Raw genomic sequence first — 15,465 nt, forward strand, 5'->3', positions numbered from 1 at the left:
CCGACACGCCGCTCACTCGCTACAGCGCTACTAACGGCGCGCTCGTGAGCGGCTTCGCTACCGCCGAGCTACACCACCTGATGGGACACGACCCCTGCGAGGCGCGTGGTGTGAGCCGATATCTAGCCACGAGCGCGGCGTTCTGCCTTCAGGCCGCGTATAAACTCAGCGGGTTCGACTTCCACCGGCTTGCCGCTGGCTATGCCCTCAGCATAGGCCCGTTTCAATTGTTCGAGTTCCAAGGCCCGCAATTCTTCGCGCTGCTCCCACAGACGAAGGGCGTCACGAACAATCTCGCTGTTGGAGGCATATCCTCCGCCTTCGACGGCGCTTTGCAGGCGGGCGACCTGCTGAGGGGTGAGGGAAATGGTAAGGGTACGCATCGGTTCGGTTTTCATTCCAAACCTGTAGCACATCTAACAAGAACTAACAATATTTGTTAGGAATTACGATCGCACCTTGCCCTGCTGCGTCGCGGCAGCAGGGTGATCAAGGCAGGATTTCCTACCGCAACGCCGCCGCGATATTGCCGCCGTCGACCGTCGTCACGTCGGCGGTGGTACGATCGGCTAGCGCGTGGTGCAGGAAGGCCTGCGCCACGTCCTGCGCCGTCACTTCCTGGCCGAGCAGATTGCCGGACATGTAGTCCTTCTCCGACACGCCGCGCGCGCCCGAACGGCTGGCGATCATGGCGTCGGTCAAAAGACCCGAGCGGATGCGGTCGGCATTGACGGCGTTAGAACGGATGCCGTGCACGCCATAGTCGAGCGCGTACTGCCTGGACAGGAACAGCGTCGCCGCCTTCGGCACGCCATAGGCGCCGAATTTCGGCCCCGGGTTGACCGCCTGCTTAGAGGTGTTGAACAGCAGAACGCCGCCTGTGCCCTGTTCGAGCATGATGCGCACGGCATTCTGCGCCACCGACTGGTGGGCAAAGAAATTGAGCTCGAAGCTTTTGCGCAAAAGAGCATCGTCGAGTTCGCCGATCCGGCCTTCCCAGGCAGCACCTGCATTGGACACCAGGATGTCGACACCGCCGAACACGGCGACCGCTCTGTCGAAGGCGGCACGCACCTGAGCCGGATCGGTAATGTCGGCGGCGACACCGATCGAATTGTTGCCGGCTTTCTTCGCCGCCTCTGCGGCCTTTTCGGCATCGAGATCGACGACGACGGCATGAGCGCCATTGTCGGCGAACAGTTTTGCCGTCGCTGCACCGATTGCGCCGGCGCCGCCGGTGATCAGCACCACCTGGCCGGTCAGCGGCTTCGGTTTGTTGGAGGCGAGCTTGGCCTGTTCGAGCGACCAGTATTCGAGCGGGAACAGGTCGGCCTTGGAGAGCGGATGGAACCGGCCGACCGCCTCGGCGCCACGCACTGCCTCGATCCACATCTCGCCGACATCCGACGCGATCTTCGCGTCCTTCAGCGTGCGGCCATGGCCGAACATGCCAAGGCCCGGCACCAGCGTCAGCCGTGGCATCTGATCGAGCATGGTGCGCTTGACGTCGTCGAGCGCGTCATTGGTCTCGAAATAGGCGCGGTAATCCTTGGCGAAGGCGTCAACGTGGCTCTGGATCACAGCCCTGTAGTCGCCGGCCTTGTCTGCATCGGGCGCCGGCAGCGCCATCGGCCCGGTCTTGATGCGGATCGACAGATCGGGCGTCGACACGCCGCGTCCAGCATAGTCGGCAATCTCGGCCGAATTGATGAAATCGACGATGTCCGGCGAAGTGCGGAAGTCGCTGATCATGCGGTCGAAGCGGCCTTCGCCGCGCGCCACGGCGACGGCGCCGCGCAGCATCGGCGCGATGGAAGCCGGTGTCGCGAGTTTTGCCGGCAAGACTGCCTTTGCTGCCTTCGGCTTGCCGCTTGCGGCGATGTGGTCCTCGGCGACATTCACATAATGGATCATCCGGTCGTAGGCCTGCCTGGCGTCGTCGCCGAAGGTGAAGATGCCATGCTTGTCGAGGATCAGGCCCTCGACCATGGGGTCGGCGTCGAAGATATCGGCCGCCGCCTTGGCGAGGTCGAAGCCAGGCATGATGTAGGGCACATAACCCATCTTGCTCCCGAACACCGTCTTCACCAGTGGCTTCGAGTCTTCCTGGTCGACGATGGCGAGGATGGCGGTCGAGTGCGTGTGGTCGACGAATTTGTGCGGCAGGAAGGCGTGCAGCAGCGTCTCGACAGAAGGGTTGGGCGATGACGGGTCGATGAGGTTGGCGCGTTGCAGGGCAACCATGTCCTCGTCGGCCAGTTTGTTCAGCGCGCGCGCCTTGAGCAGCGGCTTGAGCTTGACCGCCGGCAGGCCCTGCGGCTCGATGACTCCCATGTCCCAGCCGCTGCCCTTGACGCACAGCACGTCCCACTCGTCGCCGACGAGATCGGTGGCTGTCGTCTTGCAGGATGTGTTGCCGCCGCCATGCAGGACCAGCCTTGGTTCGCCGCCCAGCAGCCGGGTCGTGTAGACGCGCAAGGCCAGGTCGCGGCCGACGCCCTTCTTTGCATAGTCGGCAACGAGCTTTTCGGCTGCATCGTCATTCCAAAGGTTCTTCATGTTCGCTTCGTCCGGTTGCTGTCTTTGATGGTGAAACAGGAATGCCGCGACGCTTTGATGACAATGCGCCGACGGCGGGGATGGTGGTTCCTAGGAGGCCTTTTCTGTTGCCGCGTGGGCATGATCCAGGAGCCGCTGTGCCATGCGCGCGCCGACCACAAGATGCGTGCAAAGTCCGCCCGCGATGGCCGCGAGCAGCGGCTCGAACTTACTGTCCTCCTGCACCACCATCAGCCGCCTGGTGATGGCGCGCAGTGAGGACAGTTCGGCGGAGATCACACGGCGGTTGTAGCTGCAGTCGAGCGGCTTGCCCTGCGCGTCGATGATCTGCCCGGCAATGACGCCGGCCGCACCCTGCCTGCGCAGCTCCGCCATTTCACTTGGTGTCAGCGCGCCGCATTTGACCAGATGGCTGTCGGCGTCGACCGCGCCGACCGAGTACAGCGCCAGGTCGCATTCGCCGACGCCCGATAATTGTTCGCGGATCACCGGTTCGGCACGTAGGGCGCGTGCCAGCTCTTCCGTCGACAGCACCAGCGGTGCGTAGAAATTGAGCCCCTTGGCGTTAAGGCGCCGCGCAATCTCCATCGTGCATTGATCGGGCCGATAGGAATAGGGCGCACCGAGATTGCCGCAGAGCTGCACCACCGTGACGTCCTGCAGGTCGGCATAGGACATGATGTCGGCGATCATATAGACGGTCCGGCCCCAGGCGACGCCGATGCGGTCGCCCTTCTTGACCAGTTCGAGAAAGACGCTTGCCGCCAGTACGGCGATTTCCGTCGACGGGTCGGCGATATGGTCGTTTTCCGGCGCGATCCAGACGGCGTCGAGGCCCAGCGCATCCTCGAGCTTCCGCGCCAGCACGTCGTCGGTGAAAAGCTGGGTCGAGGTCGAGATGTTGACGATGCCGGTCTCGCGCGCCTTGCGCAGATACATGGCGACCGAGGCACGGGAAATGTTAAGCTGGCTCGCCACCTGGTCCTGCCGCAGGCCATGGGCGTAGTAGAGCCAGGCGGCCTTATGGATGAGCTGTTCTGCTGGTCGGATCGCCATGCCGTCTCCTCGGCTGACATTATTCATGGCTCTCGACAAAAGTCAAACTCGGCAAGGGTATGCAATGCCCTTCCGCCCTGCGAATCTGGATCATCATTGCGCCAAATGCGCTCCAACGGGGCATCGTTGATGGTGACGCGGCCCGAGCCTGTGATTAGAAGGTCCTAGAGAAAAGCGCGGGGAGCATGTGATGGGCAATCCTTACGAACAGGATCTCGACAAGAACGCGGCCAACCACCAGCCGCTGACGCCGCTCACCTATCTGGAGCGCGCGGCCAGGACCTATCCCGACCACATCGCCATCATCCACGGCCGCCAGCGCATCGACTATCGCAATTTCTGGCAGCGCTCGCTTAAGCTTGCCTCGGCGCTGGACAAGCGCGGCGTCGGCAAGGGCGACACGGTCACCGTCATGCTGTCCAACACGCCGCCGATGCTGGAGGCGCATTTCGGCGTGCCGATGACCAAGGCGGTGCTGCATTCGCTCAACACCCGCCTCGATGCCGCGGTCATCGCCTTCCAGCTCGACCACGCGGAGACCAGGATACTGATCGTCGACCGGGAATTCTCTAGCGTCGTCAAGCAGGCTCTGGAACTGGCCAAGGTCAAGCCGCTGGTCATCGACTACGACGACCCCGAATACGCCGCCGACGCGCCATATCCGAAAGGCGAGCGCATTGGCGCGCTCGACTATGAGGATTTCGTCGCCGGCGGCGACGCGAACTTCGCCTGGTCGATGCCCGACGACGAATGGGACGCCATCTCGCTCAACTACACCTCCGGCACCACAGGCAATCCGAAGGGTGTCGTCTACCATCATCGCGGTGCCGCCCTGATGGCTTACACCAACACCATCCATGCCGGCATGGCCAAGCACGCCGTCTATCTGTGGACGCTGCCGATGTTCCACTGCAATGGCTGGTGCTTTCCCTGGACGCTCGCCGTCCAGGCCGGCACCCATGTCTGCCTGCGCTGGGTGCGACCGAAGCCCATCTACGATGCGATTGCCGACCTCGGCGTCACCCATCTCTGCGGCGCGCCCGTGGTCATGTCGGTGCTGATCAATGCGAAAGACGAGGACAAGCGGGAGTTCCCGCAGACGGTCTCCTTCAACACGGCCGCCGCATCGCCGCCGGAAGCCGTGCTGTCGGGGATGGCCGATGCCGGCTTTGCCGTCACCCACCTCTACGGCCTGACCGAGACCTATGGCCCGGCGGTCGTCAACGAATGGCACGGCGCCTGGGACGATCTCGAAAAGGGCGAACGCAGCGCCAAGAAGGCACGGCAGGGCGTACGCTACGCGGCACTCGAAGGCCTGACCGTCATGGATCCTGAGACGATGCAGCCGACGCCAGCCGACGGCCAGACCATCGGCGAGGTCATGTTCCGCGGCAACATCGTCATGAAGGGCTATCTGAAGAACCGCAAGGCCAGCGACGAGGCCTTTGCCGGCGGCTGGTTCCATTCCGGCGATCTCGGCGTCATGCACGCCGATGGCTACATCCAGCTCAAGGACCGCTCCAAGGACATCATCATCTCGGGTGGCGAGAATATCTCCTCGATCGAGGTCGAGGATGCGCTCTACAAACACCCCTCCGTCGCCTCTTGCGGTGTTGTCGCCAGGCCCGACGACAAATGGGGCGAGGTGCCCGTCGCCTATGTCGAGCTGAAGCCCGGCAAGAGCGCGACCGAAGCCGAGATCATCGACCACTGCCGCGCGCTGCTTGCCCGTTTCAAAGTGCCGAAGGCGGTGATCTTCGCCGAAATCCCCAAAACCTCGACCGGCAAGATCCAGAAGTTCCGGCTGCGGGAAATGGCAAAGGTCGCCTGAAACGCCGACGGCCTCTCGCGGAAAATATTTTCAGCAGTCCGCATCCTCGGGTAGCTTCGTGACGTCTACCGACTGTCACCATCTGTCACCAATCGTACGCGTACATCGAATCCGCATTGACAGGCTGCCCATTTCGATTTACGAGTGATGAAAATTGAAATTCGTCACTCGTAAATTGACAGAGGATCATGTCCGAAGCCGCCACCATAGCCGCCGATGCCGCTCGCCAGGAGAATGTGACGCGCATTCTCGACTGCGCAGAGCGCCTGTTCCGGCACTATGGCTATGGCAAGACCAATGTCGCCGACATCGCCCGCGAACTGGGCATGTCGCCGGCCAACATCTATCGCTTCTTTGCCTCCAAGGTCGAAATCCACCAAGCCGTTTGCGGCCGGATGCTCGGTGCTAGCTACAAGATGTCCTACGAGATTGCCCATCTGCCGATCAGCGCCGAGGAGCGGCTTCGGCGCTACATACATGCCCAATACAAGATGACGATGGAAGTCATGCTCGATGAGCAGAAGGTCCACGAGATTGTCATCGTCGCGCTCGAACGGGACTGGGGCGTCATCGACAAGCATGTCGACAGCATTCACGACCTGTTTGCGGACGTGATCCGCGACGGCATCGAGGCCGGTGAGTTCAGGGAACAGGATCCGGTGACTGCGTCGCGATGCTTCGGCGCCGCCACCGTCATCCTCTGCCACCCGCAGATGGTGGCGCAGTGCCTCGCCAAGACCAACCGGGCGATGCCCGACGACCTGATCGACTATGCAATCAGGGCTCTAAAGAAATAGCTGCCGCCCGCCGGGCGTCTGTGTCGACAATTCATCTCCAGTTTCGGGAGTGCCAAAGTGTCTTTGTCCAGTTCCATCCTCCGCAAGCTGCCAGTTGCCGGCCTGATGGCCGCGGCGCTCGGGCTTGCCGGCTGCTCGCAGGAGAAAGCCGAGGTCAAGGATATCATCCGTCCGGTCAAGGTCGTCGAGATCGCCCAGGCGCATGACACCCGCACGCTCTCCTATTCTGGCTCGGTACGGGCTCGCACCGAAAGCGCACTGGCTTTCCGCGTCAACGGCAAGATCACCGAGCGCCTCGTCGACATCGGCCAGCATGTGGCCTCGGGCGACGTCCTCGCCCGGATCGATCCCATTGACTACGATCTTTCGGTCAAGAGTGCGCAGGCAGCGCTCGATGCCGCCGATCGGCAGGTCGAGACATCGGAGCTTGCCCGCAAGCGCGCCGAACAGCTATTTGACAAGAAATTCGCGCCGAAATCGCAACTCGAACAGGCAACGCTGAGCTATGACCAGGCGGTCGCCACCCGCGATTCCGCCCGCTCGACGCTTGCCCAGGCCAGGAACCAGGTTGGCTATACCGACCTCAAGGCCGACAGGGACGGCATCATCACGGCTGTCAGTGCCGATGTCGGCCAGGTGGTCGGCTCCGGCTCGCCGGTGGTCACCGTCGCCGTCGACGGCGAAAAGGAAGTGCTGATCGCCGTCCCGGAGATGGAAATCGCCGAATTCAAGCCGGGCAAGGTCGTGAAGGCGGGCTTTTGGTCCGACGACGCGCTGGCGCTAGACGGCAAGGTCCGTGAAGTCGCCGGCAGCGCCGATCCGCAATCGCGCACCTTTGCCGTCCGCGTCAGCCTGCCCAAGGATCCGCGCGTGCTTCTCGGCATGACCGCCAGCATCGAAGCCTCGGCGGCCAATGAGCGGCAGCTCGTCTCGATCCCGCTGAGCGCACTGGCCGAGCAAGGCACCCAATCGATCGTTTGGACCGTCGATCGTGGCGCCGACACCGTTCATGCCCGCCCGGTCAAGGTTGCCGAATTCGCCGCCGATGGCGTGCGTGTCGCCGAGGGTTTGAAACCTGGCGATGTCGTGGTCGCTGCCGGCACCCAGTTCATGACCGAGAACCTGAAGGTGAAGCTCGCCGGCGACACGGTGCTGCAATCCGCTTCCGCGGCGGGTGATGGCGGCGACACCAAGCAGGTGCGCTGACAACAGACAACCGGCTGCGCGTTCCCGCAGCCGCTGGTTTCCGGGCGGCAAGCGCCCACCCGAGACGCTCGATTGATGTAACCCCCACATCGATTTTCGCGTCCCACCGCGATGAGCGTTTCTCCTCTCGGAGAGCCTTGCCGCCCGGAAGCCACTCCGAACCCCGATTGCTGAACAGATGGATCTGCATCCATGACCAATTCCACGGAAGAGAAGCGGCCCTTCAACCTGTCGCGCTGGGCAATCGGCCATCCCGCCATTGCGCGGTTCCTGTTCGGCTTGATCATCATTTCCGGCGCGCTCGGCCTGATGCGCATGGGTCAGAAGGAAGATCCCGATTTCACCTTCCGGGTCATGGTCGTCCAGGCAATCTGGCCGGGCTCGTCGATCCAGGAGATGGAAGACCAGGTCGTCAACAAGATCGAGCGCAAGCTGCAGGAGACGCCGCATCTCGACTTCGTGCGCTCCTTCACCCGCGCCGGCAGCGCCATCATCACGGTCCAGATCAAGGGTGACACCAACACCGCCGAGGTGACCGACGCCTTCTATCAGGTGCGCAAGAAAGTCGGCGATATATCGGGTGACCTGCCGCAAGGCCTGCTCGGGCCCTATTTCAACGATGAGTTCGGCGACACTTTCATCACGCTGCATTCGATCAGCGGTGACGGCTTCAGTTACCCCGAGCTGAAGAAGTTCGCTATCCAGGCGCGCGACATGCTTTTGACGACGCCCGGCGTCGAGAAGGCCGTCATCATCGGCGACCAGCCGGAAAAGCTCTATATCGACGTCTCGTCCAAGGCGCTCGCCGAACGCGGCCTGACGCTGACCGATTTGCAGAACGCGATCAAGGGACAGAACAATGTCGATCCGGCCGGATCCGTCGACACCGGTACCAATTCGGTGCGCATTTCCGTCGAAGGCGACGTTGCCAAGGTCGAGGACATCCGAAACCTGCGCCTGCGCGCCGGCGGCCAGGTCACAAGGCTGGGCGACATCGCCACGGTGACCTCGGGGCTGGAAGATCCGTTCCAGCGCAAATACCGTTTCAACGGTCATGACAGCGTGCAGCTTGGCGTCGTCATGGCCAAGGGCTTCAAGGTTACCGATGTCGGCAAGGACGTCGAGGCCACCTACAAGCGCTTCGAGGAGGCGCTGCCCTATGGTGTTTCGGTCGACCAGATTTCCGATCAGCCGGGCGTCGTCACGGACGCGGTGGCCGAGTTCATGCATGCGCTCGGCGAAGCGCTGCTGATCGTGCTTGTCGTCTCGTTCCTGTCGATCGGCTGGCGCTCGGGCCTCATCATCGCCATCACCATCCCGCTGGTGCTCGCCGCCACCTTCGCCATCATGTACGAACTCGGCATCGACCTGCAGCGCATTTCGCTCGGCGCGCTGATCATCGCGCTCGGCCTGCTCGTCGACGACGCCATGATCGTCGTCGAAATGATGGAGCGCAAGCTGGAAGAGGGGCTGGTCAAGATCGAGGCGGCAAGCTTCGCCTATTCCTCGACCGCCTTCCCGATGCTGACCGGCACGCTGATCACCACGGCCGGCTTCATCCCGGTCGGCTTCGCCGCCTCGACGGCCGGCGAATATGTCCGCACCCTGTTCTATGTCGTCGGCATCGCGCTGGTCGTCTCCTGGTTCGTCGCGGTGTATTTCACGCCATGGCTCGGCAACATGATCCTGAAGCAGCGCAAGCATGCCGGCAGCCACCACGACGCCTTTGACACGCGCTTCTATCGCCGGCTGCGCGGAACCGTCGGCTGGGCGGTGCGCCATCGCATCATCGTCCTGACGATGACGCTGGTGACCTTCGGCACCAGCCTGTGGGCGTTCCAGTTCATCCCGCAGAACTTCTTTCCGCAGTCTTCGCGTCCGGAAATCCTCGTCGATCTCTGGCTGCCGGAAGGCACCAGCATCAAGGAGGTCGAGGCACAGGCCAAGGCGCTCGAAGCCAAGATGATGGACGACAAGGACAAGCGCTTCATCGCCACCTATATCGGCGAGGGTGCGCCGCGCTTCTTCCTGCCGCTCGACCAGCAGCTGAGCAACCCAAACTTTGCCCAGCTGCTCGTCATGGCCAATGACGAACCGGCCCGCGAACGGCTGATCGTCAAATTGCGCACCGTCCTGGCCGAGGATTTTCCGTCGATCCGCGCCAAGGTCGACCGTCTGTTCCTCGGTCCGCCGACCGGATGGCCGGTGCAGATGCGCGTCATGGGGCCGGATCGCCAGGAGGTGCGCCGCATCGCCGACCAGGTGAAGGCGAAGTTCCGCGAGGATCCGCTTCTTGGCGCAGTCCATGACGACTGGCTCGAACCGGTGCCGGCAATGAAGCTGGACATCGACCAGGATCGCGCCCGTGCGCTCGGCGTCACCTCGCAGCGCATCCGCCAGACGCTGCGGGCGGCCATGTCCGGCGTGCCGCTCGACGACTTCCGCGACGGCGAGGAGACGGTGTCGATTGTCGCCCGCGAGCCGGATGCCAGCCGCAGCCTGCTGTCCTCGGTCGACTCCGTCTATATTCCGACCGATTTCGGCGGCTCCGTGCCGCTGTCGCAGGTGGCCAAGGTTGTGCCGGTGCTGGAGCAAGGCATCGAATGGCGCCGCGACCGCTTGCCGACCATCAGCGTGCGGGCGACGTTGCCCGACGGCGTGCAGTCCAACGACGTCATCACCAAGATGTACAAGGACATGCAGGGCCTCCGTAACGGGCTGGCGCCCGGCTACAAGATCGAGATCCAGGGCGGTGCCGAGGATTCGGCGGAAAGCCAGGCTTCGATCGCCGCCAAGGCGCCGATCATGCTGGCCGTCATCGTCGTGCTGTTGATGATCCAGCTGCAGCATTTCGGCAAGGCGATGCTGGTTCTGGCGACCGGTCCTCTCGGCATCATCGGTGCCGCGGCCGCCCTTTTGATCAGCGGCGCGCCGTTCGGCTTCGTCGCCATCCTCGGTGTCATCGCTCTGCTCGGCATCATCATGCGCAACTCGATCATCCTGGTCGACCAGATCGACCAGGACATTGCGAGAGGCATGGATCGCTCCGAAGCGATCATCGGCTCGGCCGTGCGCCGCTTCCGGCCGATCGTGCTGACGGCGATGACGGCGGTGCTGGCACTGATCCCGATCTCGCGCGGCGTGTTCTGGGGGCCACTCGCCTACGCCATGATGGGCGGCATCCTCGTCGCCACCGTGTTGACCATCCTGGTCCTGCCGGCTGGCTACGCGCTGTTCTTCGGCCGCGAGCCCAAGAGGGTTGCCGAGAAGGAAGACGATCTGGCGGCCAGCGAAAAAGCCGAAAGGCCCCAACTGGCTCTGGCGGCAGAGTAAACGACAATCGGCCGGTCGAGTTTCGACCGGCCGATTGTCCACTTGTTACGGCGGGCTGCCGACTTTTCAGGACTGTCAGATGACGAAGAACCAATTAGCGAGCAGCATCACCACCACGCCGGCGACCAGCGTCAGATAGGGAAGCATGCCCGCTTTCTTGACCGAGAGATCGGCTCCCGTCATGCCAAGGTCGGCCAGCATGTGGTCGGGGAACTTTCCCTTGTCCTGGACGTAGTGGCGGAAGCAGAACACCGGAATGATCAGTGCCGCGGTGATCAGTCCGGCCCACAACGCCATCGGGTTCCACACCTTGGCGCCCGCGCCCATGAAGATGGCGTTGACATAGGCAAAGATCGCCCCGATCCCGAGCAGCCAGCTCGGTGCCTTCCATGGCCGCGCGATATGGCCGTTGTCGATGCGGTGGATCCAGCCGGCGTTGAGGTTGAGGAAGTTGAAGATGATATAGCCGCAGTTCGACACGGCGAGGATGAAGAAGAAGCTCGTTGCGTCGGCCGAGGCGATGGCCAGCACGATCAGGTTGAAGACGAGATCGGTCCACATCGCGCGGGTCGGTGCGCCGTGCTCGTTGACGTGGCTGAGATAGCGCGGCAGCCAGCCGTCGACCGAACCCTGGTAGAGCGTGCGCGAGGAACCGGCCATCGCCGTCATGATGCACAGCACCAGCGCCAGGATCATCAGCATCACCAGCAGGCTGTGGATCAGCGCACCGCCACCGACCATGCCGGCCAATGCGTCGGCGACGCCGGAACCATCGACGATCGGCGTGGCCAGCATGCCGTTGAGGCCGAGCACGCCCTGGAAGGTGAAGGGCACCAGGATGAACAGCAGCATGCACAGCAAGCCGGAGTAGAAGATGGCCTTGAATGTGTCGGTACCGGGGTTCTTGAACTCCGAGGTGTAGCAGACGGCGGTCTCGAAGCCGTAGGTCGACCACGCGGCGATGAACATGCCGCCGAGCACCAGCGTCCAGCCGGCGATATTCCAGGCGCCGGGCTCAGGCGCGTAGGCGGCGGCGAGCGGTACCAGCGGCGAGAAATTCGCCCAGTTGATCTGGCCGGTGACGATCGGCACCACACCGACAATCAGCATCGGGATGATGACCAGCAGGCCGATATATTTCTGCACATTGGCCGTGCCGAGGATGCCGCGATGCTGGATGGCGAAGATGATCAGCATCAGCACCGCGCCGATGAAGAAGGTCGCGTTGAACGTGAACGAGACCGGTCCCAGCGTGTGGCTGTAAAGCGTCCAGTTGCGGATCGCCGGCGTTGCGGCGGCGGTCACCGCCATGATGGCGTTGGCGGCACTCGTTCCGGCATGCGCGGCGATATAGGCGACGACATCCGGCGATGTTTCGGTGAACAGCGGCACCGGCGCCAGCGCGTTGAGGATATAGGCGGCGGCGATCGAGCAGCCGAGCGACAGCACCGGCGACCAGGCGAACCAGTTGCACCACACCGACAGCGGCGCGATGAACTTGGAATAGCGCAGCCACGCCGTGGCGCCGTAGATCGAGGCACCGCCGGATTTGTTCGGGAACAGGCCGGCGATCTCCGCATAGGTGAAGGATTGCAGGAAGCCCATGATCATGGAGAAGATCCAGATCGCGAAGGCCAGCGTACCGGTCGTGCCGGCAATGCCGCCGATCGAAAACAGGACGAGGGCAGGGACGCCGCTCGCCACCCAGAAGGCGCCGCGCCAGTCGATATTCCGGTGCAGCTTGCCTTCCGCAAGCGGCTCCAGGGCAGTTACTATTGTGCTCATGTGTCTTGGTTCCCCTTTTTGATGTTCCCCGTTCGTGACGGCCGCGACTTCGCGAGGCTTCATCATCGACGCATGCATTGAGCGACTGCCGGTGTTTCCACTCAGTCGTATTTTTTTCTTAACAGTGAAGATTGATCCGACGCGCTTTCAGGTCAAGCGTTTTGTGAAGCCATGCACATCACGCTTGTGAGCGTAGGATTCACGTGACCGGTGAAATTACAGACCGGCCGACCTGTTTGTCATGAAAACGGTCCTCAGGAGCGCGGTTTGGTCTTCTGCGGATCGTAATGCGCAAAGGCGACGACGCGCGCCGGCAGCCGCTTGGCATGGCCGTCGAGTTTACCGATCTCAACCTCGGTACCAATCGCCGAATGCGTGACGTCGAGCCTGGCCAGCGCGATGTTCTTGTTCAGCACCGGCGAGCGCATGCCTGACGTGACCACGCCGATCTGGGCGCGGCCGATATGCACGCAGTCGCCGTGACCGACAGCGACATTGGCATCGATGTCGAGCCCGACCAGTTTTGTCTGCGGGTGCTCCTTGCGGCGGATCAGCGCCTCGCGGCCGATGAAATCGTCGGTCTTGCTCTTCAGCGGCACCGTGAAGCCGATGCCGGCCTCGAATGGGTCCGTCTGGTCCGAGAATTCGTAGCCGGCGAAGATCAGCCCGGCCTCGATGCGCACCATGTCGAGCGCCTGCAGCCCCATCGGTTTCAGTCCATGCGGCTGGCCGGCCTCCCAGATGGCGTCGAACACCTTTTCGGCGTCGCGCGGATGGCACCAGATCTCGTAGCCGAGTTCGCCGGTGTAGCCGGTGCGCGAGACGACGACCGGAATGCCATTGCCGCCGCCGATGCGGGCGACGGCGAAACGGAACCATTCGAGCTCGTCGATCGATGGCTGCAGCGGCGAGGTCCAGATGACTTCTCGGAGGATGTCGCGGCTCTTCGGCCCTTGCACGGCGACATTGTGCATCTGGTCGGTCGACGAACGCACCAGCACGTTGAGGTCAAGTTTCGCCGCCGTTTCGCGCAGCCATTCGCCGGACAGATCGTCACCGCCGACCCAGCGGAAATTGTCCTTGCCGAGGCGCAGCAGCGTGCCGTCGTCGATCATGCCGCCGTGCTCGTAGCACATGGCCGAATAGACGACCTGGCCGACGCCGAGCTTCTTAACGTCGCGGGTCAGCGTGTACTGCAGCAGAGCCTCGGAATCCGGGCCGGTGACCTCGAACTTGCGCAGCGGCGACAGGTCCATGATTACCGCGTCCTGCCGGCAGGCCCAGTATTCGGCGATCGGCCCGTCCTTGGCGAAGGAATTGGCCAGCCAATAGCCCCTGTACTCCTGAAAGTTGCGGGTGTGCTTGGCAAAGCTCGAATGAAAAGCTGTCTCGCGGGTCATTTTCGGTTCCGAATCGGGCGTCATGCGTCTGGCGATCGCTCGCGAGAATTTGTGCTGGCCGGAATAGGTGCGCACGTGGATGTCGGTCGGGTTCCAGCCATTGGCCGGGGTCGTGTCGTCGGGGCAGGCGGAGGAAACGCAGACGATGTCGGTGAGCGCGCGCAGCAGCACATAGTCGCCCGGTCGCGACCAAGGCTCGTCGGACACCATCACGCCATGCGCGTCGATCGCGGTGTTGAAGAAGAAGTTGATCGCCATCCAGCCGGCGCGCGGATTTACGCCCTTGTCGGCCAGCGCGCGATTAAAGTTCTCCGAGCAGTTGGTGTGGCCGGGGTAACCGATGTCGTCGTAATATTTGGCCGCGCAAGCGAGCGCGAAGGCATCGTGCCGGCCGCATGTGTCCTGCACCACCTCGACCAGCGGCTCCATGTCCTGGTCGTAATATTTCGAATGCAGGCCGGGCATCGGATAGCTTGCACCCATCAGCGTGCGGGTCGTCGTCACGTCGAGCGGATGGTCGCGGCCCTTGTCCAGCTTGCGTGCCGAAAAGCACTGGAAATCGGTGCACTGACGCCCGTCGACATCGATGATTTGCAGATAGTCGCCCGCCTTGACGAAATAGGATTCCGCCGTCGCCGAATAGACGCGCAGATCGAGCACCGGATCGGCCAGCGGATCGGCCAATTGCGCTTTCGCCGCCGGGCGGATCGTGGCGCGGCGGACGATGACCGTCAGTGGCGTCGCCGTATCGTGACCGTCGACCAGCATCGGCCCGCCGGGCGCGGCGACGACCATCGAGCCGTCGCGCGCGACGGTGAAGGCCTGCTCGGTGCCGGCAGGCGTGGAACCGCCGAACACGCGCACCGCCTTGGCCTGGTCCAACTGCACCTGCCGGCGCGCGAGCCCGCGGCGCAAGGAAGCGAGGCTGTCGTCGCCCTCAGTCAGCACGGCCTTGATGCCGGCGGCATTGCTGTTCGATGTCGCGCCAAAAATGCCGAGGTCGGTTGCGCCGGTCTTGTCCCACGCCAGCAGCTCACAGGCCTGGCCGCCTTCGACATTGCGCACGGTGACAGTGTCGCCAGCCTCGACCTCGATCAGCACCGCGCCGTTACCCTGGATCATGTAACGCTCCATGCCCGGCGGCAGCGCAATCTGGCCGGGTCTCAGGATGAGGCTCGGCCGGGGCGGTCCGGCTGCAATTGCGGGGTAGGGCGACTGGCTCATCTCAGCCTTGCGGTTCGAGAAACAAGTTTGCCTGTGTGTGAAATTATTTTAGCAGCAAGAATAGCAGTGCGGTTGCGTTTGGCAAGGCGAAGGTGGCGCGGCGGCATGAACACGGGGCATGAATTCGCTACTGAGCCTATTTTCCAAACGTCGGCGCCGCCCCTCATCTGGCTGCCGCCATCTTCTCCCCGTAAACGGGGCGAAGGACGCTCGTCGCCGATTTCGCCAAGTGCCGACGCTAAGAGATGGCGCGGCATTGCGGCCAGTGTCTTTC

General features: G+C 63.0%; 9 protein-coding genes. 4 read left to right on the plus strand and 5 right to left on the minus strand.

The annotated features are described in order from the left end of the window. Window positions 1-122 precede the first annotated feature (122 nt). The 3 genes from NKI38_RS23395 to NKI38_RS23405 all read right to left on the minus strand — a co-directional run bounded on the left by NKI38_RS23395 (window position 123) and on the right by NKI38_RS23405 (window position 3,615). Window positions 123-383 (minus strand): type II toxin-antitoxin system ParD family antitoxin, encoded by a 261-nt coding sequence (locus NKI38_RS23395; RefSeq protein WP_502899367.1) that lies wholly within the window; start codon window positions 381-383, stop codon window positions 123-125. Between the two features lie 121 nt (window positions 384-504). Then, window positions 505-2,559, minus strand: coding sequence for a bifunctional aldolase/short-chain dehydrogenase (locus NKI38_RS23400; RefSeq protein ID WP_352661266.1), 2,055 nt, complete (start codon window positions 2,557-2,559; stop codon window positions 505-507). 90 nt (window positions 2,560-2,649) lie between these two features. After that, the gene (locus NKI38_RS23405; protein WP_352661269.1) at window positions 2,650-3,615 is read right to left on the minus strand and encodes a sugar-binding transcriptional regulator; all 966 of its coding nucleotides are present in this window, start codon (window positions 3,613-3,615) and stop codon (window positions 2,650-2,652) included. Between the two features lie 190 nt (window positions 3,616-3,805). Between NKI38_RS23405 and NKI38_RS23410 the strand changes: the two genes are divergently transcribed. From NKI38_RS23410 to NKI38_RS23425, 4 genes are all read left to right on the plus strand, one after another. Next, window positions 3,806-5,446 carry an acyl-CoA synthetase gene (locus NKI38_RS23410; RefSeq protein WP_352661272.1) on the plus strand — a complete coding sequence of 547 codons (1,641 nt, stop codon included), beginning with the start codon at window positions 3,806-3,808 and terminating at the stop codon, window positions 5,444-5,446. Between the two features lie 188 nt (window positions 5,447-5,634). Next, window positions 5,635-6,243: a TetR/AcrR family transcriptional regulator gene (locus NKI38_RS23415; protein ID WP_352661275.1), complete on the plus strand. Its 609-nt coding sequence runs from the start codon at window positions 5,635-5,637 to the stop codon at window positions 6,241-6,243. 57 nt (window positions 6,244-6,300) lie between these two features. Then, on the plus strand, window positions 6,301-7,449 hold the full coding sequence (locus NKI38_RS23420) for an efflux RND transporter periplasmic adaptor subunit (protein WP_352661278.1): 1,149 nt from the start codon (window positions 6,301-6,303) through the stop codon (window positions 7,447-7,449). Window positions 7,450-7,641: 192 nt separating this feature from the next. Then, entirely contained in the window at window positions 7,642-10,782 is a 3,141-nt protein-coding gene (locus NKI38_RS23425) for an efflux RND transporter permease subunit (protein ID WP_352661281.1), read from the plus strand. Between the two features lie 75 nt (window positions 10,783-10,857). Here NKI38_RS23425 and NKI38_RS23430 read toward each other — a convergent pair whose 3' ends face one another. After that, entirely contained in the window at window positions 10,858-12,567 is a 1,710-nt protein-coding gene (locus tag NKI38_RS23430) for a trimethylamine N-oxide permease (RefSeq protein ID WP_352661284.1), read from the minus strand. Window positions 12,568-12,821: 254 nt separating this feature from the next. Beyond that, the gene (locus tag NKI38_RS23435) at window positions 12,822-15,191 is read right to left on the minus strand and encodes a trimethylamine N-oxide demethylase (protein WP_352661287.1); all 2,370 of its coding nucleotides are present in this window, start codon (window positions 15,189-15,191) and stop codon (window positions 12,822-12,824) included. Window positions 15,192-15,465 lie beyond the last annotated feature (274 nt).

Source organism: Mesorhizobium sp. M0621 (assembly GCF_040320745.1).
GTDB lineage: Bacteria > Pseudomonadota > Alphaproteobacteria > Rhizobiales > Rhizobiaceae > Mesorhizobium.